This is a genomic window from Azospirillum oryzae, assembly GCF_008364795.1.
Classification (GTDB): Bacteria; Pseudomonadota; Alphaproteobacteria; order Azospirillales; family Azospirillaceae; genus Azospirillum; species Azospirillum oryzae.
Map to the genome: position 1 here is coordinate 125,686 of NZ_VTTM01000001.1, position 20,446 is coordinate 146,131.

Consider the following 20,446-nt stretch of genomic DNA (forward strand, 5'->3'; position numbering starts at 1 on the left):
TCAGATCCATGGCCACGACCCACCACACCAAGGTCCTCATCATCGGCGCCGGCCCGGCCGGCTACACCGCCGCCATCTATGCCGCGCGCGCCAATCTGGAACCGCTGATGGTCCAAGGCATGCAGCCGGGCGGCCAGTTGATGATCACCACCGATGTGGAGAATTACCCCGGCTTCGCCGATCCGATCCAGGGCCCCTGGCTGATGGAGCAGATGCAGAAGCAGGCGGAGCATGTCGGCACGAAGATGGTGTTCGACCTGATCACCGACGTCGACTTCACCAAGCGTCCCTTCGTCTGCAAGGGCGACAGCGGCGACACCTACACCGCCGACAGCGTCATCATCGCCACCGGCGCCCAGGCGCGCTGGCTCGGCATCTCGACCGAGGAGATCTATCGCGGCTTCGGCGTGTCGGCCTGCGCCACCTGCGACGGCTTCTTCTTCCGCGGCAAGGAGGTCGCGGTGATCGGCGGCGGCAACTCCGCGGTCGAGGAGGCGCTGTACCTGACCAACCACGCCACCAAGGTGACGGTCATCCACCGCCGCGACAGCTTCCGTGCCGAACGCATCATGCAGGACCGCCTGTTCCGCCATCCGAAGATCGAGGTGGTGTGGGACAGCACGGTCGAGGAGATCGTCGGCGAGGGCGACGGCACCATGGGCAACCCGCGCGCCGTCACCGGCGTCCGCGTGAAGAACGTCAAGTCGGGCGAGGAGCGCGTGATCCCGGTTGCCGGCGTCTTCGTCGCCATCGGCCACGAGCCGGCGACCGGCATCTTCAAGGGCAAGGTGAAGATGGACGAGTCGGGCTATATCGTCACCGCCCCCGATTCGACCGCCACCGACATCGCGGGCGTCTTCGCCGCCGGCGACGTGAAGGACAAGGTCTATCGTCAGGCCGTCACCGCCGCCGGCATGGGCTGCATGGCCGCGCTGGAGGCCGAACGCTGGCTCGCCCACCACGAGCCGGCCGCCGGCGCCCATGGCGACCCGAGCCCGGCCGGGACTTGGTGAGCTGAGGGTTTAGCGCAAGCGGCGGATGCCCCCTCCCTAACCCTCCCCCACCTTCGGTGGGAGAGGGAACTCCGCCGCTCATTTGCGAATCGTCACGGCACCTAGCATCCAATCCCCTCTCCCGCGGAACGCGGGGGAGGGATAGGGAGGGGGCAAGCGGCGCATCCACAGCACCCACTTCCCTTTCATACCCCCCTATGCCCTTGACGGGCTTTGCACAAAGCCCCGACTGTGATTCCTTAGCGCGTCCATTCGCGAGGGAGTCCTCTTGCCTACGCTGAAACGCGGCCTGACCCTGCTGGTCACGGTCGCCGCCACCCTGCTGGGCCTGCTGCTGGTCACGTTCCTGATCGGCCGCGTCGTGCCGATCGACCCGGTGTTGTCCGCGCTCGGCGACCGGGCGAACGCCGAAAGCTATGCGCAGATGCGCACGCAGCTCGGCCTCGACCTGCCGCTGTGGCAGCAGTTCCTCCGCTATGTCGGCGATGTGCTGCAGGGCGACCTCGGCACCTCGGTGCTGACCTCCCGCCCGGTGCTGGAGGATGTGCTGCGCGTCTTCCCGGCTACGCTGGAACTGGCGACGGTCGCCGTCGTGCTCGGCGCGCTGCTGGGCGTGCCGGCCGGGGTGTTCGCCGCCACCCACCGCGGGCGCTGGCCCGACCACGCCATCCGCCTGCTCGGCCTGATCGGCCATTCGGTGCCGATCTTCTGGCTGGGGCTGATGGCGCTGCTGCTGTTCTACGCCAAGCTGGACTGGGCGCCGGGGCCGGGGCGGGTCGATGTCTTCTATGAGGGCATGGTCGATCCGGTGACCGGCATCGTCACGGTCGACGCCCTGCTGGCCGGCGAGACCGAGATCTTCTGGAACGCCGTGCAGCATCTGGTTCTGCCGTCGGCCATCCTCGGCCTCTACAGCGTCGCCTACATCGCGCGGATGACGCGCGGCTTCATGCTGGACCAGCTGCGCCAGGAATACATCACCACCGCACGGGTGAAGGGACTGTCGGAGACCCGGGTGGTCTGGCGCCATGCGCTGGGCAACATCGCGGTGCCGCTGATCACCGTCATCGCCCTGTCCTATGCCAGCCTGCTGGAAGGATCGGTGCTGACCGAGACGGTGTTCGCCTGGCCCGGCCTGGGGCTCTACATCACCAATTCGCTGCTCAGCGCCGACATGAACGCGGTGCTGGGCGGGACGCTGGTGGTCGGCGCGGTCTTCATCGCGCTGAACCTGCTGTCCGACCTGCTCTATCGCCTTCTGGATCCCCGGGCCCGATGACCGCGCGCACCGATACCCAATCCGCCGGCTGGCGGGAATGGCTGACCACCGACACGCCGCAGTCCCGCGCGCAGGCCCGGCTGGGCCGCGCCTGGGCCGGTTGGACCGCCTTCCGCCGCAACCGGCTGGCCGTCGCCGGGCTGCTGATCGTGCTGGCCCTGGTCGTCGTCGCGGCGCTGGCCCCGGTGCTGGCGCCCCACCATCCCTATGCCCAGGATCTGAACAACCGGCTGATGCCGCCGAGTGCAGTCCATTGGCTGGGCACCGACGCCTTCGGACGCGACATCCTCTCGCGCCTGATCCATGGCGCGCGGCTGACGCTGATGATCGTGACGCTGGTGGCGGCGACGGCGCCGCTGGCCGGGCTGGTGATCGGCACGGTCGCCGGCTATTTCGGCGGCTGGGTCGATACCGTGCTGATGCGCATCACCGACATCGCGCTGGCCTTTCCCAAGCTGATCCTGGCGCTGGCCTTCGTCGCCGCGCTCGGCCCCGGCATCGAGAATGCGGTGATCGCCATCGCCATCACCTCCTGGCCGCCCTATGCCCGCATCGCGCGGGCGGAGACGCTGACCGTCCGCCGCGCCGACTTCATCAGCGCCGCCCGGCTGCAGGGCGCGTCCAGCCTGCGCATCATCCTCGGCCACATCATGCCGCTGTGCGTCGCCTCGCTGATCGTGCGGACGACGCTGGACATGGCCGGGGTGATCCTGACCGCCGCCGGGCTGGGCTTCCTCGGCCTCGGCGCCCAGCCTCCGCTACCGGAATGGGGGGCGATGATCGCCAGCGGCCGGCAATATGTGCTGGAGCAATGGTGGGTCGCCGCCATGCCCGGCCTTGCCATCTTCATCGTCAGCCTGGGTTTCAACCTGCTGGGCGACGGTCTGCGCGACGTGCTGGACCCGAAGGGGGACTGACGATGACGGACAAAACTCCCCTTCTGGAAGTCTCCAACCTCCGCGTCGCCTTCCCCACCCGCACCGGTATGGCCGAGGCGGTGCGCGGCGTCTCCTTCACGCTGGGCCGGGAGAAGCTGGGCATCGTCGGCGAGTCGGGCTCCGGCAAGTCGATGACCGGCCGCTCCATCCTGCGCCTCGTGCCGCCGCCGGGCCGGGTCACCGCCGACCGGCTGGCCTTCAACGGCGAGGATCTGCTGGCGGCGTCCCCCAGGCGCATGCGCGACATCCGCGGCCGGCGCATCGCCATGGTGATGCAGGATCCGAAATACTCGCTGAACCCGGTGATGACCGTCGGCCGCCAGATCGCCGAGGCCTACCGCGTCCACAGCAAGGCCGGCGCCGCCGAGGCCAAGCGCCGCGCGCTGGAGATGCTGGCCGCGGTGCGCATCCGCGATCCGGAGCGGGTCTATGACCGCTACCCGCACGAGGTGTCGGGCGGTATGGGCCAGCGCATCATGATCGCGATGATGCTGATTCCCGACCCCGACCTGCTGATCGCCGACGAACCGACCTCCGCCCTGGACGTCACCGTGCAGATGCAGGTGCTGGCGATCCTCGACGACCTCTGTTCCCAGCGCGGCATGGGCATGATCTTCGTCAGCCACGACCTGAACCTCGTCGCCTCCTTCTGCGACCGCATCCTCATCATGTATGCCGGCCGGGTGGTGGAAAGCTGCCGCGCGTCGGAGCTGCACGCGGCGCGGCACCCCTACACCCGCGGCCTGCTGGCCAGCCTGCCGAAGATCGACGAGCCGCCGGGCGACCTGCCGGTCCTGAGCCGCGACCCCGCTTGGCTGGAAGGATGATAACAATGATCGACATCCAGGACCTGCGGGTCAGTTTCGGCGATGGCGGCGACGCCGTCACCGCGGTGGACGGCATCACCCTGTCGGTGCGGGAGGGGGAAAGCTTCGGCCTCGTCGGCGAGTCCGGCTCCGGCAAGTCCACCGTCCTGCGCGCGGTCAGCGGCCTGAACGACGACTGGACCGGCCGCATCGCCGTCGCCGGCGCGGATCAGGGACCGAAGCGGCAAAAGGCCTTCTACAAGCTCTGCCAGATGGTGTTCCAGGACCCCTACGGCTCGCTGCACCCGCGCCACACGGTGGACCGCATCCTGGCCGAGCCCATCGCCATCCACGGGCTGGACGACGCCGATGCGCGCATCGACCGGGTGCTGCGCGATGTCGGTCTCGGCCCCGCCTTCCGCTTCCGCTACCCGCACCAGTTGTCGGGCGGCCAGCGCCAGCGCGTCGCCATCGCCCGCGCCCTGGTGCTGGAGCCTCGCGTCCTGCTGCTGGACGAGCCGACCTCGGCGCTCGACGTGTCGGTCCAGGCGGAAATCCTGAACCTGCTGCGCCGGCTGCGGGCGGAGCATGGCCTGACCCTGGTGCTGGTCACCCACAACCTCGCCGTCGTCGCCAATCTGTGCGACCGGCTGGCGGTGATGAACCGCGGCCGTCTGGTGGAGGAGATGACGGTGGAGGAACTGCGCCGGGGTGCCGCGCGCGAGCCCTACACCCTGCAACTCCTGCGCGCCAGCCTGGGCTACGACCGCGCGACGGCGGAAAGCTTCCGGGATTATGCGTGAGGATGGGGCAATAGCGCCGTAACTTCCCTCACCCCAGCCGCACCACGCACAGCTTGTCCTCCGCCCCCTTTGCGGCGGCCTTGTGGTCGGCGATGGCGGCGTTGACGGCGTCGGGGGTCAGCTGACCGCAGCCGGGCGGGATCACCACGGCGACGCCGCTGGCCGCCAGCAGAGGGAAACGCCGCAGCGCCCCATAGCGGTCCTTCGCCAGGAAGCCGCCGCTGACCCGCGTTTCGGCGTCGTACAGGCTCTCGGCGTCGGAGCGGAACAGGGCCAGCAATTCCACCAGCCGCGCCAGCACCTCGCCCTCCTCGCCGCCGCTGACGCCCAGGAAGAAGTCGTCGCCGCCGATATGACCGGCGAAGGCGTCGGCGTCGATGGCCGCCCCGGCGCTGCCGGCCCAGGCCTTCAGCCGCTCGCTGAACATCAGGATGGCGCGGTCGCCCTGGCGGAAACCGAAATTGTCGTTGAAGGGTTTGAAGTTGTCGAAATCCAGATAGGCCAGCACATGGCCGCGGCCCGGGTCGGCCAGCGCCCCTTCGATGTGGCGCAGGATCGCGGCGTTGCCCGGCAGCCGGGTCAGCGGGTTCTGGTCGGTCGCCATCGCCAGGTTGCGCTCATGCACCAGCCGCAGCAGGGCGCCGCTCGACAGCACGCCGGCATAGGCGCCGCCCTCCACGATCACGATCCCGTCGGCGGCGGATTCGGTGGAGAAGGCCTCGATCACCCGGTCCAGCGGGGTGGAAATGTCGCAAACCGGCGAACGGATGACCAGATCGTCCAGCCGGTCGCCCAGGCCGCGGTTGCGCAGCAGCTCCCCGCCGAAGCGCGAATAGACGTAACGCTTCAGGTCGCGCTCGCGGATCAGGCCGAGCGGCCGGTCATGCTCGTCGGTGATCGGTGCGATGGGCGCGCTGCCGTCGCGGCGGAAATAGTCCAGCAGCTCGGTCTTGCGCGAATCGACCCGCAGCGGCGGCAGCCGTTCGATCACCTCCGACAGGCGGCGGTGCGACTCGCTGGGCTGGCGGCGGTCCTGGCGGTTGAGGTCCTCCACCATCGCATAGCGGTTGGGCAGCCCGGTCAGATCCACCCGCGGCCGGGCGATCAGAAAGCCCTGCGCGAAGTCGCAGCCGAGATCGCGGCAGGTGTAGAACTCGGTCGCGGTCTCCACCCCCTCCGCCACGATCTGGATGCCCAGCGCATGGGCATGGCCGGCCAGTGCCGCCACCAGCGCCCGCTTGCGCGAATCCGCGTCGATGCCGGCGATGAAGAAGCGGTCGATCTTCACATAGTCCGGCCGCGCTTCGTACAGCGTGCGCAGGCCGGAATGGCCGACGCCGAAATCGTCGATGGCGATCCCGACCCCGCTCTGGCGGTAGCGGTCCACCGCCGCATCCACCGCGACGCCGCTGGGCACCGGACGGCTTTCCGACAGTTCCAGCACGATGCCGCTGTTGCGCGATGCCGCCGGATCGCGGGCGAGCCAGGGCGAGTCGGGCCGGCCGATCAACCGGGCGTCCAGGTTCAGGAACAGCTTCGCCTCGCTCCAACCCGCCAGCGCGCGGTAGGCCGCGACCGCCTTGGCATGCAGCGCCGTCTCCACCGTCGCCAGCAGGCCGGCGGCCTCGGCGGCATCCAGCAATTCGCCCGCATTGGCGAAGCCGGTGCGCTCGAACCCGCGCAGCAGGGCCTCATAGCCATGGCAGCGGCCGGACCGCAGCTGGACGATGGGTTGGAAGGCATAGCGCAAGAGCCCGACCGCCGATGCCCAATCGAACGCCGCGGCGGCACCGTCGGCGGAGCGGACGGCGGTCCAGTTCGCGCCATAGGACTCGGCACGGCCGCTCTCCAACCTCCCGGTTTCAATCCCGGCCATAGTCGTGGTCAGCACAGTCATCGCTCGGTCCGCCAGCGCCGGTCCCGTCTGGGATCAGCATCCGCTTGTAACAGAGCTTGTTTGCGGTTTCATGACCGCAGCGCCACGTTGTTGCGCAACGCGCCCTCCCGCCGCAGACGCGGAGGAACAGGCAGGATCCGAATTCCAGTTGATCACAGGCCGACCGCACACACGGTGCGGTGGAATGCGCATTGCCCGCACCACCGCGCATCGCTATGCATGCAATGGTGGGAACCGGGCGGCGGAATGGCCACCGCCCGCGTCCCACCTACCTGGGAGCACGGAGTGGAAAAAGCACTCGTCCTCCTGGTCCTGGTGCTTCAGCTGATCAAGGCGATCCTTGACCTGCTGAAGTAACCGGGCCGGACGGGGGGTGCGGTTGGCCCCGCACCCTCCTGTCCGCCAGAATATGGTCAAACCGCCCTCCGCCGCAAGACCCACCCCACCACCGGAACGCTCATCCGCACCGTTGCCGCTCAATCGCTCGGAGAGTGACCTCTCGTCCGCGGCCCGGCGGTCCCGAATCGAATCCTCGTATCGCCGCGCCCGCCTGCGCTATAGGAAGGCCCCGCCAGTCATGAGGGCGGTTCGGGTGAGCGGGAGGCGAGCGGGATGAAGGTCGGCATCGACATGGGGGCGACGAACGCGGGCAGCGCCGCGACGCTCGACCTGGAGGAGCTGCTGGCGACCCGTCTGCTGGTCCAGGGCAATTCCGGCTCCGGCAAGTCGCACCTGCTGCGCCGGCTGATCGAACAGAGCGCCCAATGGGTGCAGCAGGCGGTCATCGACCCGGAAGGCGACTTCGTCACGCTGGCCGAACGCTTCGGCCATGTGGTGGTCGAGGCCGACGAGCACAGCGAGGCGGCGCTGCAATCGGTCGCCGCCCGCGTGCGCCAGCACCGCGTTTCCGTCGTCCTGAACCTGGAGGGGCTGGACGCGGAAATGCAGATGCGCCACGCCGCCGCCTTCCTGGGTGGGCTGTTCGATGCCGACCGCGACTTCTGGTATCCGATGCTGGTGGTGGTGGACGAGGCGCAGCTGTTCGCCCCCTCGGCCGCCGGCGAGGTGTCGGACGAGGCGCGCAAGGTCTCGCTCGGCGCCATGACCAACCTGATGTGCCGCGGCCGCAAGCGCGGGTTGGCCGGGGTGATCGCCACCCAGCGTCTGGCGAAGCTGGCGAAGAACGTCGCGGCGGAGGCGTCGAACTTCCTGATGGGCCGCACCTTCCTCGACATCGACATGGCGCGTGCCGCCGACCTGCTGGGCATGGAGCGCCGGCAGGCGGAGATGTTCCGCGACCTGGAGCGCGGGCATTTCATCGCGCTCGGCCCCGCCTTGTCGCGCCGTCCGCTGCCGCTGCGCATCGGCGCGGTGGAGACCCAGGGCCGCACCGGCAGCCCGACCCTGATGCCGCCCCCCGCCACACCGGTGGCGGACGCCCGCGACCTGATCTTTACCACCACCGAACCGGAGCCGCCGCGCTACGTGCGCCGTCCCTCCACTTCGGCCAGTGCCGACCTGATGGCGCAACTGGCGCGCGGTCGTCCCGCCGCCCCGCCGCCGTCAACCGATGAAAGCGCCACCGAACAGCCGGCCCTGCTGCCTTTGGAGCCGGAGGAAACGCCTGAACAGGCCGCCGAGCGCGAAGCCCAGTATGACCAAGTTCTGGCCGAGGTTCTGGCCGACCCGGAGGCGCCCTACCGCTCGCTCGCCGTGCTGTACCAGGATTTCCTGGTGCGCTGCCGGGGCCGCGGGGTGGACGGCGACCGTCTGGCCCTGCCCGCCTTCCGCCGCCGTCTCGCCACCGCCCGCGCCGGGGCCGGCAGCGGCGACGATCCCGCCTGGCAGCGCGCGACGGAGGTCGCCGCCACGCTCGCGGAGGACATCCAGCCGGTCTTCCTGCTGCTGGCCCGCGCCGCGCTGGACCACGCCCCCTGCCCGTCCGACGCCGACGTGGCGCGCGCCTGCGGCAGCCGGTCGAAGGGACGCGGCCGCCGCCTGCTGACCTACATGGAACAGCGCGGCTTCATCACCAGCCGCAGCGGCCTCGGCAACACCCGCGCCATCACCCTGCCGGCACTGGGCTGGGAAACCGCGCTGGGTGATCCCAACGCCGATGACGCGGCCGACGCCCCCGATGAGGGTGGGCTGTTCGCGGCGGGGTGAGCGTCACGCGGTCAGATGCTTCTGCATGAACAGAAGGTCGAGCCAACGGTCGAACTTGCGGCCGACCTGACGCAGGGAGCCGGCTTCGACAAACCCAAAGCCAGCATGCAAACGGATTGACGCAATGTTTTCCGCTTCGATGCCGGCAACGATCGTATGTTTGCCGTTCAGCTTCGCATCGTCCAGCAAGGCAGCCAGCAGACCTCGCCCGATCCCCTTGCCATGCACGGACGGGTCCACATAGATCGAGTGTTCGACCGTGTGCTTGTACCCTTCCCACGGGCGAAACTCGCCGTAGGACGCAAAGCCCACGACTACGCCGTCGAGTTCGCACACCAACACGGGCATGCCCTTTGCCTGACGCTCCGCCATCCAGGCACGGCGCTGCTCCAGCGTGCTCGGCGTCAGGCTCCACACTGCCGTGGTGTTGAGGATCGCCTCGTTCAAAATGGCAAGGATCGCAGGCAAGTCGGCGTCCGTCGCCGCCCGTATGGCATGAGTCATGGTTGGAGTCCTCCGTTTCGGTACCCACCCGATGATTCCATTATATTGGATTTAGTTCCACCAAATTGACTGCCTGATCCCTGCCTTTCCGCGGATGCCCGAAGCAAAGAAAAAAGGGCCGCTTGCGAAGCGGCCCCGTGAGAAGGAAAAGACTGTGAGTGTCTTCCAGTCTACTCCCGCCCCTCAGCTCCCAGCCGTCGGCGCGCTCACCGGCTTGCCGCTCTGGCTCCAGCTGGTGACGAAGTCGTTGACGCCGGGCACCGCCATCATGTGCGAGTCCTTGACGTAGACGAAGCGCTTCGGTCCGAAATCATACTCGGTCAGCGTGACGCCGGCGGCGCGGCAACGCTTGTATTCGGCGGCGCTGATCTGACGGTCGGAGGCCACCATGTCGGGATGGTCCAGCCCGACCCCGGCGCAGAAGGCGCGGAAACCGGCGGCGGTGCCGCGGGCATCGAGATGCGGTTTGGTGTCGGGACCGCCGTCATATTTGGCCGCCGCCTGATCGATGGTGCCGCGCAGGGCCGGGCTGCCGACGATCCAGATGCCGCGGGCTTCCGGCGGCGGCTTGGGCACGGCCGGCGGCGGCAGGGCGGCGGTCTGTTGCGGCGGCGGCATGGTGCCCGGCATCTGGCAGCCGGCGAGCAGGGCGACAGCGGCAAACGCGAGAGCCAAACTGCCGGCCGGCGCGGAAAAACGGATCATTGGGCGTCTCTCTCCTCAGGATCGTCGGACATCCGGACGGCGAAGCCCGGGGGCTGACAATGAGGATGCTCCCGCCCGGCTTCAACGGCCCGGCCGCCGCTTGTCCCACAGGCCGCACCGATGCGCCGCTCGCCATCCATGAGCGATCGCGATAGGATAGGGGGCACCGATCATCATCCGGAATGCATCCTCATGTCCCTGCCCGACCTGGAAATCGACGCGTTGCGCGCCTTCGTCACCGTGGCGGAGGCCGGCGGCTTCACCGCGGCGGCCGAACGGCTGGGCCGGACGCAGTCGGCGATCAGCGTCAAGGTCAAGAAGCTGGAGGATCTTCTCGGCCGCCGGGTGTTCGAGCGCACCAGCCGGTCGCTGGCGCTAACCCATGACGGCGAACTGCTGATGGGCTATGCCCGCCGCCTGCTGGACCTGAACGACGAGACGGTGCGCCGCTTCACCGAACCGGCGGCGGAGGGCGAGCTGCGGCTGGGCGTCGCCGAATACTTCCTGTCCGACCATCTGCCCCATGTGCTGCGCCGCTTCGCCAAGCTGCACCCGCGCCTGCACATCGACGTGCGGGTGGGGATGTGCAGCGATCTGGTCACGGCGCTGGATACCGGAGAGCTGGATCTCGTGATCTCGCGCCGCGATGCCGGCGACAGCCGCGGCCGCGCCATCTGGACCGAGCCGATGCGCTGGATCGCCGCCCCCGGTCTGGAAATCCCGGCCGACGGCCCCTTGCCCTTCTGCGCCCTGCCGGCCCCTTGCGTCTTCCGCAACCGCGGGCTGGCGGCGCTGGGCGAGACCGGACGGTCCTGGCGGGTGGTCTACACCAGCGCCAGCGTCATGGGGGTGCAGGCCGCCGTCCGCGCCGGGCTTGGTGTGGCGGTGCTCAGCGAATCCTCGGTGCCCGACGGCGTGCGCCGGCTGGGGGTGGAGGATGGGCTGCCCGAGCTGGGCAATGTCGAAATGGCGATCTTCGGCGAGACGCCGCGCAACCGCCGCCTCGCCGAACCGCTGGTCGGCTTCATCGTGGAGAGCCTGGCGGCGATGCGCCCGGCCCGCCCGCCGCTCGCCCTGGCGGGGTAGAGCGGCGGGGGGACGCGCCGGCGGATCAGAAGCCTTCCAGCACGACCTTGCCGCGGGCCTTGCCCGATTCGATCAGGGCATGGGCCTTGCGCAGGGTGGCAGCGTCGATGCGGCCCAGCGTTTCCGTCAGCGTCGTGCGCAGGGTGCCGGCATCGACCAGCCGCGACACCTCGGTCAGCAGCTTGTGCTGGGCGATCATGTCGTCGGTCTGGAACAGCGATCGGGTGAACATCAGCTCCCAATGGAGCGAGACGCTCTTGCGCTTCAGCAGGCGGACGTCGATGGGCTCCGGATCGTCGATCAACCCGATATGGCCCTGCGGCGCCACCAGCTCGACCAGATCCGGGAAATGGCGGTCGGTCGCGTTGGTGGAGAAGACGTAATCGACACCGGCAAGCCCCAGCGCCTTCACCTGCTGCGCCATCGGCCGGCTGTGGTCGATCACGTCATGGGCGCCCAGTTCGCGCACCCAGTCGGCGGTCTCCGGACGCGAGGCGGTGGCCAGCACCCGGACCTTGGTCAACCGGCGGGCCAACTGGATGGCGATGGAGCCGACGCCGCCGGCCCCGCCGACGATCAGCAGCGACTTGCCCTCACCACCATCGCGGGGCAACCCCAGCCGGTCGAACAGCATTTCCCAGGCGGTGATGGCGGTCAGCGGCAGGGCGGCGGCCTCGGCGACGCTCAGACTGGCCGGACGGGCGCCGACGATGCGCTCGTCGACCAGATGATACTCGCTGTTGGTGCCGGGACGGTCGATGGCGCCGGCATAGAACACCGCATCGCCGGGACGGAACAGGGTCACGCCCGGCCCGGCCGCCTCGACGATGCCGGCGGCGTCGAAGCCCAGGATGCGCAGGTCGCCGTCGGCCGGAGAGGCGTTGCGGCGCAGCTTGGTGTCCACCGGGTTGACCGACACCGCCTCCACCCGGACCAGCAGGTCGCGGCCGGCGGGCGTCGGGCGGTCGATCTCGACGTCGATCAGCGCGTCGGCATCGGTGATGGGCAGGGATTTGCGGTAGCCGATGGCTTTCATGATGGCCTCGTCTTCATGCTGTGGAGGAAGTCGAGACACAGGATGGCGGCGCCCGCCGGATATGTGAAATTCATAGTTCTTGTTTCATCCATCAGAAACCGCGATGGACGGCTTACCGCCGCACCCGCTCCGGACAGGGTGACGCCAAAGGGGTATGGAATAGCCGGGCGGGTTGGGCTGTTTGTACCGATGACCGCTTTCTTCACCGATCCCGGTCCTCCGCAAGACAGGAAGCAAGGCCATGCGCACCATCCGTCCGACGATCCTGCCGAAGATGCTGACCGCCCTGCTTCTGGCCGCGGGTGCGGCCACGCTGTCCGGCTGTGTCGCCTACGATGGCTACGATCCCTACTATCCCGCTTACGGCGGGCCGGTGGTGGCGCCGCCGCCCACCGTCTATGCGGTGCCGCCGCCGGTCATCGTGCAGCCCGGCTACCGCTACCGCTCGTGGGATGGCGACCGCCGCTGGGGCGACCGCGGTTGGGGCGATCGCGGGGATCGCGGCTGGCACCGCCGGGAATGGAACCACAACGGCGACCCGCATGCATGGGAACGCCCGGGCGGCCCGCACGGCTGGGGCCGCTAGATCGGATCGCGTAGAATCGGAATCGATTTGGAACGTGAATCCGATCGCCAAGCATAAAGCCACGGCGTCATGCGTTTAATATGAAACGCACGACGCTGTGGATCCCGATAGGCTTCCTTCGTCAGGCGGCCGACGCCGGCACCTGATCGGCGCGGTTGCGCAGTACCAGGATGGTGTGGTCGTCGTCGCACACCGCGCCGTCGCGCAGCAGGACCAGCGCCGCCAGCGTCGGTTCGACCGTGCGGAGGTCACGGCGGATGAACAGGGCGGGCAGCCGGGCGCATCCGCCGGTGTAGAGCACGACGTGGTCGCCCGGTCCCCACAGCAGATGGACGGCGGCCGGGGCCAGCGGGTTGAAGCCGATCATCGCCCAGCGCGCGCCGAGCGCCGTCAGTTCCTGTGGCCGCACCACCGCCCCGGCCACGGTGCCCAGCGCGGTATAGTCGACAGCCTTGGCGTCGAAACGCAGAACCGCGACGGCGGCCCGTCCGATCTGCGCCAGGGTCTTGTCCTCGGAAAGCCCCAGTTCGGGCCGCCCCTTCAGATCGCGCCGGATCGCATTGACCACCATGGGCGCCGGCAGGCCGGGCACCGTGGCGGCGACCACCGTCTCCACCTGCCGGATCACCCCGGGCGTCATCACGGTGGGGGGATAGCGGGGAGGACCATAGACCTCGCCCTCGCCCTCGCCGGCCCCGGCGTCCACGCCTGCATTGCCGCCGGCCACCGTGTCGCCGTCGATCATCAGCGCGATTCCGCAGGGGCCGTACCCGCCACGGGCGGTCGCGCAGCTGACGAACCAATGGTCGAGGAAGGGGCCGCCCCGCGCGGCCTCGCCCCCGCTCCGCTCGACCATGACGGACCCGGTTTGCACCATGGCGTCGGCGGGCGGCGCATCGTCCGCCCCGGGCCGCAACACGCGGGCCAGCAACGCCGAGCCGATGCCCGGCGTGGCATGGATGTGAAAACGGTCGGCCTGCGCCCGGACCGTTTCCAGCGCGACGCCGAGCCCGGCGGGCGCATCGCCCTCGGATGGCGCGGGCAGTTCGGCGGTGGCGGGATCGCGGTCGTAGGCCAGGCATTCGACACCGGCGCCCGACCGCATCCGCGCAATCAGCAGAGTCCCGTCCGGCAGGCCCAGCGCATGCTCGGCCAGCGCGGTCACCAGCCGGTCAAGCCGGGCCGCTTCGTCGGCCGCCAGAACGCCCTCGGCCCGCTCCGCCGCGATCCGACGCGCCGTGGCGATGTCGTCGGGCGACGCCACGGCAATGCGACGGTGACCATGATCGGGGAACATCGGACCGCTCCTGTCGGCGTTCTGGTTGCTCATCGCCAGAACATTACAATCCTCTTGGGGTCAAGCCCACGCAAAGGACACGTCTCGTCTCATTTTTCGTCCGGCCGGAGCCGGACGAAGCGCAACTTCCAGGATGCCGCCTCGTGCCCTGCGTCAGGATGCCGCGACTTCCATCAGTACCGGCTGGGCCGGCTGGCGGACGGGAAGCCCATGGGGCAGGTCGCGCCCGCGCAGGATCTCCGCCGCCTCCCACAGGCGGCCCAGCCCGACGATGGACCGGCAGCCGGTCTTTTCCATGATGCGGGCGCGGTGGACCTCCACCGTCTTGATGCTGATGCCCAGTTCCCAGGCGATGGTCTTGCTCTGCTTGCCCTCGACGATCAGTTCCAAGACCTCCGACTCGCGGCGGCTCAGCAGAGCCAGCCGGCGGACGGCGTCGCGGCTGCGGTCGCGCTGCTGGGCCTGCGGATTGCCGGAGGCGAGACAGGCGCGCAGCCGCTCCAGGAAGGCCGGGATGGCGAAGGGATGGGCGATGCAATCCATCGCGCCGGCCTTCATCGCGGCCACGGCGGCGTCGACGTCGCCCTGCTCGGTCACCACCAGAACCGGCAGGTCATGCCCGTGCAGCGAGGCCTCGGCCATGAATTCGATGGCGGTCATGTCCGGCAGGTCGCTGCGCAGGACGATGCAGGCCGACGCGGTGCCCAGCACGGCCAGCGCGTCGGCGGCGGTGCTGTGAACCCGGCAGGCGATGCCGACGGCGCCCAGCGCCCGCGAGAGCGTGCTGCGCGACAGCAGGTCGCCGTCGACGATATGAACCAGGCAGGCGGTTTGCGTGTAAGCGGGCGCGGACATTTGCAGGGGCATCTTGGGACCTCCACCACATCGGACCGGCGAACAGCGCCGGCTCCACACGACGATCGATCCGCTACCGAACCGCCGCCATGACCCACATTTTAGCGGTCATCCCTTATTGACCGCCGCAGGCGCGAGGGATAGTGGGGATGTCTAAAAGGATATCGGGGATATTATACGGGCGAACACCCGAACAAGAATCCCAATCAAGGCGCTATCCCGCGGCGCGGTACAAAACCAGATGGCGAACTTCGCAAGTATATTCGCAAGTTCTTCTCCTGGACCGACTGCCGGCTTACAGAAGACGCCATTGCAAATTTGTCGCACACGAAGTAACTCAATCCTAACTTCTTGTTTCCTAGACGCAGTTTTAAAATTTCTCTTTGGTGGAAATTTTATTACTGAGGCTGGTCTCACCTCCGCTCATGCCCGGCGGCGGGTCGCCAGGACGATGCCGGCGGCGATCAGGGCGATGCCGATCCCGTGATACAGATGTGGCTGCTCGCCCAGGAACAGGATGGCCAGCAGACTGCCGAAGACCGGCACCAGATGGATGGCGAGACCGGCGGTGTTGGGACCGAGCAGTTCCACCGCCCGGTTGAAGCACAGATAGGCGGCGATGGACGGGAACAGCACGGTGTAGCCGACCGCCAGCAGCGTGATGCCGCTGGCCTGCACCGGATGCCCGCTCACGCTCTCCCATATATAGAAGGGCAGCAGTTCCACCGCGCCGATGGCGAAGGTGACGACGACGAAACTCAGCCCGTGGATCGCCGGCCGGCGGCGCAGCAGGGTGGTATAGGCGGCATAGATCACCACCGCCGCCAGCATCCAGACGTCACCGGCATTCAGTTGCAGTCCCAGCAGCGTCGCCGGATCGCCATGCGAGATCAGGGTCATCGCGCCGACCAGGGAGACGGCGATCCCCACCCCCTGCATCGCCCCGATCCGGTCGCGGAACAGGACGAGGCTCATCAGCACGATCATCACCGGCATCGACGACTGCAGCATCACGCAGTTCAGCGCGGTCGTCGTGTTCAGCGCGATGTATTGAAAGGTGTTGTAGATGCCGATGCCCAGCGTGCCCAGCAGCAGGACGCTCTTCCACCGCGCCAGGATCGGCGTGATGTCGTGGCGCAGGTGCGGCCAGGCGAAGGGCAGCACCACCAGCATGCCCAGGCACCAGCGCCAGAAGGCCAGCCCGATGGGCGGCACCGCCCCGGCGACCGCGCGCCCCAGGACCGCGTTGCCGGCCCAGAACAGGGGCGGCAGCATCATCAGCAGCCAGGCCTGATCGGCCAGGCGGGATCCTTTGGCGGAGGCGACGCGGTTGGCGGGCATCGGGCTGTCCGTGCTTCAGCTGCGGCGGCGGGGCGAGGCGAAGACGCTGGACGCGGACAAGGCGCCGCCGCGGTCGCCGCTGTCTTCGGCGCGGAAGACGCTGGGGCGGGATTCTCGGCGGGGATGGCGCGGCGCGTCTTCACGGCCCTCGCCACCGCGCCCCTCGCGGCCCTCGCGGGGCGGCTTGGCGGGCTGGCGCAGCTCGGCGTCGAGTTCGGCGATGCGCTTGACCAACGCTTCACGGATGGCGGGGGCCGCGTGGGCTTTCAGCGTCGCCAGCTGCTCCTTGAGCTGAACCAGCTGACGCTGCTTCTCCTCGCGGCTGCGCTTGATGGCGACGTTGTCGGAATGCTGGCCCTCGAAGGAGCGCATGGAACAGGCCCTCGTTGAAATATACGGAAGTCAGGAGGCCGGCGCCCCACGCTGGGGCACCCGGCAAGAGAGGGGCGGATTATTGGGAGGCGACCGCGGCAAAGCAAGGCGGACTTCGCCTTGACATTTTTGGGTTGGGGCTTTTCGCGATGGCCGCGAATGGGCGCAACCCGCTCCCCCGCTTCCCTCCGGGCAAAAGAAAAAGGGCGCCCCCTTGCGGAGGCGCCCCTTTCCCGAACCGTGGAACGGTCGGCCGATGGGCTATTAGAAGCCCATGTCGTCCATGCCGCCCATGCCGCCCGGCATGCCGCCCGGAGCAGCCTTCTTCTCCGGCTTCTCGGCGATCATCGCCTCGGTGGTGATCAGCAGGCCGGCGATCGAGGCCGCATCCTGCAGGGCGGTGCGGACCACCTTCACCGGATCGATGATGCCGGCGGCGACCAGATCGGTGAACTCACCCTTCTGGGCGTCGTAGCCGAAGTTGGGGTCGTTCTGGTCCAGCAGCTTGCCGACCACGATCGAACCGTCGGTGCCCGCGTTGTAGGCGATCTGACGGACCGGGGCCTGCAGGGCGCGGCGGATGATGTCGATGCCGACGCGCTGCTCGTCGTTGGCCGGGACCAGCTTGTCCAGGGCCTTGCCGGCGTACAGCAGGGCCGAACCGCCACCGGCGACCACGCCTTCTTCCACCGCGGCGCGGGTGGCGTGCATGGCGTCGTCAACGCGGTCCTTGCGCTCCTTCACCTCGACCTCGGTCGCACCGCCGACGCGGATGACCGCGACGCCGCCGGCCAGCTTGGCCAGACGCTCCTGCAGCTTCTCGCGGTCGTAGTCCGAGGTGGTCTCCTCGGCCTGGGCGCGGATCTGGCCGCAACGGGCTTCGATGTCGGCCTTCTCGCCGGCGCCGTCGACGATGGTGGTGGTCTCCTTGGAGATCACGACCTTCTTGGCGGTGCCCAGCATGTCGAGCGTGACGTTCTCGAGCTTGATGCCGAGGTCTTCCGAGATGACCTGGCCGCCGGTCAGGATGGCCATGTCCTCCAGCATCGCCTTGCGGCGATCACCGAAGCCCGGGGCCTTCACGGCGGCGATCTTCAGGCCGCCGCGCAGCTTGTTGACGACCAGGGTGGCCAGGGCCTCGCCCTCGATGTCCTCGGCGATGATCAGCAGCGGACGCGACGACTGCACGACGGACTCCAGGACCGGCAGCAGCGGCTGCAGGCCCGACAGCTTCTTCTCGTGCAGCAGGATGTACGGATTCTCGAGATCCGCGATCATCTTGTCGGCGTTGGTGATGAAGTACGGCGACAGGTAGCCGCGGTCGAACTGCATGCCCTCGACGACGTCCAGCTCGGTGTCCAGGCTCTTGGCCTCTTCCACCGTGATGACGCCCTCGTTGCCGACGCGCTCCATCGCCTGGGCGATCATCTTGCCGATCTCGGCTTCGCCGTTGGCGGAGATGGTGCCGACCTGGGCGATCTCGTCGTTGGTCGTGACCTTCTTGGCGCGGGCCTGGATGTCGGCGACGACGGCGGCGACGGCGATGTCGATGCCGCGCTTCAGGTCCATCGGGTTCAGGCCGGCGGCGACCTTCGTCACGCCTTCGCGGACGATGGCCTGGGCCAGGACGGTGGCGGTGGTGGTGCCGTCACCGGCCAGATCGTTGGTCTTCGAGGCGACCTCGCGGACCATCTGGGCGCCCATGTTCTCGAACTTGTCCGACAGCTCGATTTCCTTGGCGACCGACACACCGTCCTTGGTGATGCGCGGAGCGCCGAAGGACTTCTCGATCACGACGTTGCGGCCCTTCGGGCCCAGCGTGACCTTCACGGCGTCGGCGAGGATGTCAACGCCACGCAGCAGCTTTTCGCGCGCGGTGGGGCCGAACTTGACGTCTTTGGCAGCCATGTCTCGATTCCTTTAACTTGTAAATTTCGAAGGATACGGGCGGAGGACTTAGGCCTCGATGACGCCCATGATGTCCGATTCCTTCATGATCAGGTAATCGACGCCTTCGATCTTCACTTCCGTGCCCGACCACTTGCCGAACAGGATACGGTCGCCGGCCTTGACGTCCAGCGCCACGACCTTGCCGGCCTCGTCACGGGCGCCGGGGCCGACGGCGATGATCTCGCCTTCCTGCGGCTTTTCCTTGGCCGTGTCGGGGATGATGATCCCACCCTTGGTCTTGGTGTCGGACTCCAGACGCTTGACGACGACGCGGTCGTGCAGCGGGCGGAACTTCATGGAATGCCTCCTTGGATCAAGGCTTGGTTCTGACTGACGTGAATTGGCGCGGGCGGCGGCTGTTAGCACTCCCACCCGGCGAGTGCCAGACAGCTAATCGAACCGGTTTGGGGATTCAAGAGGCTCGTTTCGGAATTTGGCGCGAATGCCGGCAGCACTCACGGCAATATGCTGCTAACATGTTGGAATTGGACGATATTTTCCGTTGCACCCCGACCCGCGCGGCGGCAAGATTTCTTCAAACGGTCACCGGGGACCCGACCGTTCCGGCGCCTGCCGCCCTGCCGGGACGGCACCGGGAGGAACCGGACACCGCTAGACCCACCCGATCCCCCCACCGAACGGGAGACCGCGCATGGCCGATCTCAGCCTCCAGCTCCGCGATTTCCGCCTGACCACCGCCGAGATTCTCTACCATATGCCGGACCATCCCGGCCTGCTGCAGTGCTACCTGTGGCAGGAGCTGGACCAGGCGCCGGACTATCCGGTGCTGCGCCGCTTCCTCGATTTCTGGCAGCGCAATCTGGACGGCAAGCTGCATTCGGTGCGGCTGGCGAGCCACACCCTGATCACCCCCGGCGAGCTTCGCCACGCCGCCGCCGATTTCCGCCTTCACTGATCCCGGCCGGCGCCCTTTCGGCCCCCTGTGACTGCCGTCACAGCACCACCCCCCGGTATTCGCTAAAATTTTATCGAATACCGGAGCTGCAGAGGTGGAGGGGACGATGGGGGCGAAGCGGAAGGCGGAGGAGTGGCGGAATCGCGAGGGCCGGCTGGTGGAAGCGCTGCTGGAGGTCACGACGATCGCCGGGCTGTTCGCGCTGCTGTTCGCCCTGTTCGTGCTGTTCGGCGCCGCGCAGACGCTGACGCCCTGACTCTGCGGGACTCCCCGGCCGGCTTGCGGCAAATTACGACAATTTGCATTCTATCCTTCCCGTTAAGCGCGCATTTCGCATACGATCGCCTCCGTTGCGGGCGGAGGGTGTCCGCCCGGCGCGCCAACCGGGAGTTAGCATCCATGACCACCAAGCCGGTCTGCCAAGCCGCGGTCGATCTCGTGAAGCATTTCGAGGGCCTGTACCTCAACGCCTATCTCTGCCCGGCCGGCGTTCCCACCATCGGTTACGGCCACACCGCCGGGGTGAAGATGGGCCAGACCATCACCGCGGAGCAGGCCGACGCCTTTCTCGCCTCCGACCTGACCGAGGCGGCCGGCCGCGTCGACGGGCTGGTGAAGGTGGCGCTGAACGACGACCAGCGCGGCGCGCTGTCCTCCTTCGTCTTCAACCTGGGTGCCGGCAGCCTGCAAAGCTCGACCCTGCTGAAGCTGCTGAATGCCGGCGATTACGCCGGTGCCGCCGACCAGTTCGGCCGCTGGGTCTATGCCACGGTGAACGGCAAGCCGACCAAGCTGGCCGGCCTCGTCGCCCGCCGCGCGGCGGAAGAGGCACTGTTCCAGGGCCGGACCGCCCAGCCCCAGACCGGCGTGACCACCGCCGACGGCACCGCCTGATC

At 68.3% G+C, this 20,446-nt stretch carries 21 protein-coding genes; 11 read left to right on the top strand and 10 right to left on the bottom strand.

Annotation, left to right across the window (positions count from 1 at the left end):
• Positions 1 to 8 precede the first annotated feature (8 nt).
• From trxB to FZ938_RS00640, 5 genes are all read left to right on the top strand, one after another.
• Positions 9 to 1,013, top strand: coding sequence for a thioredoxin-disulfide reductase (gene trxB, locus FZ938_RS00620; RefSeq protein WP_149196792.1), 1,005 nt, complete (start codon positions 9 to 11; stop codon positions 1,011 to 1,013).
• Positions 1,014 to 1,281: 268 nt separating this feature from the next.
• On the top strand, positions 1,282 to 2,292 hold the full coding sequence (locus tag FZ938_RS00625) for an ABC transporter permease (protein ID WP_149196793.1): 1,011 nt from the start codon (positions 1,282 to 1,284) through the stop codon (positions 2,290 to 2,292).
• On the top strand, positions 2,289 to 3,209 hold the full coding sequence (nikC, locus tag FZ938_RS00630; protein ID WP_149196794.1) for a nickel transporter permease: 921 nt from the start codon (positions 2,289 to 2,291) through the stop codon (positions 3,207 to 3,209). Before FZ938_RS00625 ends, nikC begins: the two co-directional genes overlap by 4 nt.
• 2 nt (positions 3,210 to 3,211) lie before the next feature.
• Positions 3,212 to 4,057: an ABC transporter ATP-binding protein gene (locus FZ938_RS00635; protein ID WP_149196795.1), complete on the top strand. Its 846-nt coding sequence runs from the start codon at positions 3,212 to 3,214 to the stop codon at positions 4,055 to 4,057.
• A 5-nt stretch (positions 4,058 to 4,062) separates the two neighbouring features.
• Positions 4,063 to 4,839 (top strand): ABC transporter ATP-binding protein, encoded by a 777-nt coding sequence (locus tag FZ938_RS00640; RefSeq protein ID WP_149196796.1) that lies wholly within the window; start codon positions 4,063 to 4,065, stop codon positions 4,837 to 4,839.
• A 28-nt stretch (positions 4,840 to 4,867) separates the two neighbouring features.
• Here FZ938_RS00640 and FZ938_RS00645 read toward each other — a convergent pair whose 3' ends face one another.
• A complete protein-coding gene (locus FZ938_RS00645) occupies positions 4,868 to 6,736 on the bottom strand; it encodes a GGDEF domain-containing protein (RefSeq protein ID WP_149196797.1) in 1,869 nt (622 codons plus the stop codon).
• Between the two features lie 612 nt (positions 6,737 to 7,348).
• On the opposite strand from FZ938_RS00645, the gene FZ938_RS00650 reads away from it, so the two are divergent.
• A complete protein-coding gene (locus tag FZ938_RS00650) occupies positions 7,349 to 8,902 on the top strand; it encodes an ATP-binding protein (protein ID WP_149196798.1) in 1,554 nt (517 codons plus the stop codon).
• A gap of 3 nt (positions 8,903 to 8,905) precedes the next feature.
• Here the strand turns inward: FZ938_RS00650 and FZ938_RS00655 are convergent, their stop codons facing one another.
• Both FZ938_RS00655 and FZ938_RS00660 read right to left on the bottom strand, forming a co-directional pair.
• A complete protein-coding gene (locus tag FZ938_RS00655) occupies positions 8,906 to 9,406 on the bottom strand; it encodes a GNAT family N-acetyltransferase (protein ID WP_149196799.1) in 501 nt (166 codons plus the stop codon).
• A gap of 183 nt (positions 9,407 to 9,589) precedes the next feature.
• On the bottom strand, positions 9,590 to 10,111 hold the full coding sequence (locus FZ938_RS00660; protein WP_149196800.1) for a substrate-binding domain-containing protein: 522 nt from the start codon (positions 10,109 to 10,111) through the stop codon (positions 9,590 to 9,592).
• Between the two features lie 192 nt (positions 10,112 to 10,303).
• Here FZ938_RS00660 and FZ938_RS00665 point away from each other — a divergent pair, with 192 nt between their 5' ends.
• Positions 10,304 to 11,197 carry a LysR substrate-binding domain-containing protein gene (locus FZ938_RS00665; protein WP_149196801.1) on the top strand — a complete coding sequence of 298 codons (894 nt, stop codon included), beginning with the start codon at positions 10,304 to 10,306 and terminating at the stop codon, positions 11,195 to 11,197.
• A 25-nt stretch (positions 11,198 to 11,222) separates the two neighbouring features.
• On the opposite strand, the gene FZ938_RS00670 is transcribed toward FZ938_RS00665, so the two are convergent.
• Positions 11,223 to 12,233: a zinc-binding alcohol dehydrogenase family protein gene (locus tag FZ938_RS00670; RefSeq protein WP_149196802.1), complete on the bottom strand. Its 1,011-nt coding sequence runs from the start codon at positions 12,231 to 12,233 to the stop codon at positions 11,223 to 11,225.
• A gap of 241 nt (positions 12,234 to 12,474) precedes the next feature.
• On the opposite strand from FZ938_RS00670, the gene FZ938_RS30400 reads away from it, so the two are divergent.
• Positions 12,475 to 12,819, top strand: coding sequence for a hypothetical protein (locus FZ938_RS30400; protein ID WP_174757349.1), 345 nt, complete (start codon positions 12,475 to 12,477; stop codon positions 12,817 to 12,819).
• A gap of 121 nt (positions 12,820 to 12,940) precedes the next feature.
• Here FZ938_RS30400 and FZ938_RS00680 read toward each other — a convergent pair whose 3' ends face one another.
• The 6 genes from FZ938_RS00680 to groES form a co-directional block, all read right to left on the bottom strand.
• Entirely contained in the window at positions 12,941 to 14,116 is a 1,176-nt protein-coding gene (locus FZ938_RS00680; protein WP_149196803.1) for an ATP-binding protein, read from the bottom strand.
• 153 nt (positions 14,117 to 14,269) lie between these two features.
• Positions 14,270 to 14,971: a response regulator transcription factor gene (locus FZ938_RS00685; RefSeq protein WP_246457569.1), complete on the bottom strand. Its 702-nt coding sequence runs from the start codon at positions 14,969 to 14,971 to the stop codon at positions 14,270 to 14,272.
• A gap of 423 nt (positions 14,972 to 15,394) precedes the next feature.
• Entirely contained in the window at positions 15,395 to 16,312 is a 918-nt protein-coding gene (locus FZ938_RS00690; protein ID WP_149196805.1) for a DMT family transporter, read from the bottom strand.
• Between the two features lie 15 nt (positions 16,313 to 16,327).
• The gene (locus FZ938_RS00695; protein WP_149196806.1) at positions 16,328 to 16,684 is read right to left on the bottom strand and encodes a hypothetical protein; all 357 of its coding nucleotides are present in this window, start codon (positions 16,682 to 16,684) and stop codon (positions 16,328 to 16,330) included.
• 264 nt (positions 16,685 to 16,948) lie between these two features.
• Positions 16,949 to 18,592, bottom strand: coding sequence for a chaperonin GroEL (gene groL / locus FZ938_RS00700; protein WP_149196807.1), 1,644 nt, complete (start codon positions 18,590 to 18,592; stop codon positions 16,949 to 16,951).
• 48 nt (positions 18,593 to 18,640) lie between these two features.
• Positions 18,641 to 18,931: a co-chaperone GroES gene (gene groES, locus FZ938_RS00705; RefSeq protein ID WP_014248860.1), complete on the bottom strand. Its 291-nt coding sequence runs from the start codon at positions 18,929 to 18,931 to the stop codon at positions 18,641 to 18,643.
• Positions 18,932 to 19,286: 355 nt separating this feature from the next.
• On the opposite strand from groES, the gene FZ938_RS00710 reads away from it, so the two are divergent.
• The 3 genes from FZ938_RS00710 to FZ938_RS00715 all read left to right on the top strand — a co-directional run bounded on the left by FZ938_RS00710 (position 19,287) and on the right by FZ938_RS00715 (position 20,444).
• Complete coding sequence (locus tag FZ938_RS00710) at positions 19,287 to 19,550, top strand: usg protein (RefSeq protein ID WP_149196808.1); 264 nt, start codon at positions 19,287 to 19,289, stop codon at positions 19,548 to 19,550.
• A gap of 106 nt (positions 19,551 to 19,656) precedes the next feature.
• A complete protein-coding gene (locus FZ938_RS30405; RefSeq protein WP_174757351.1) occupies positions 19,657 to 19,806 on the top strand; it encodes a hypothetical protein in 150 nt (49 codons plus the stop codon).
• Between the two features lie 143 nt (positions 19,807 to 19,949).
• A complete protein-coding gene (locus FZ938_RS00715) occupies positions 19,950 to 20,444 on the top strand; it encodes a lysozyme (protein WP_149196809.1) in 495 nt (164 codons plus the stop codon).
• The last annotated feature ends 2 nt before the right edge of the window (positions 20,445 to 20,446 follow it).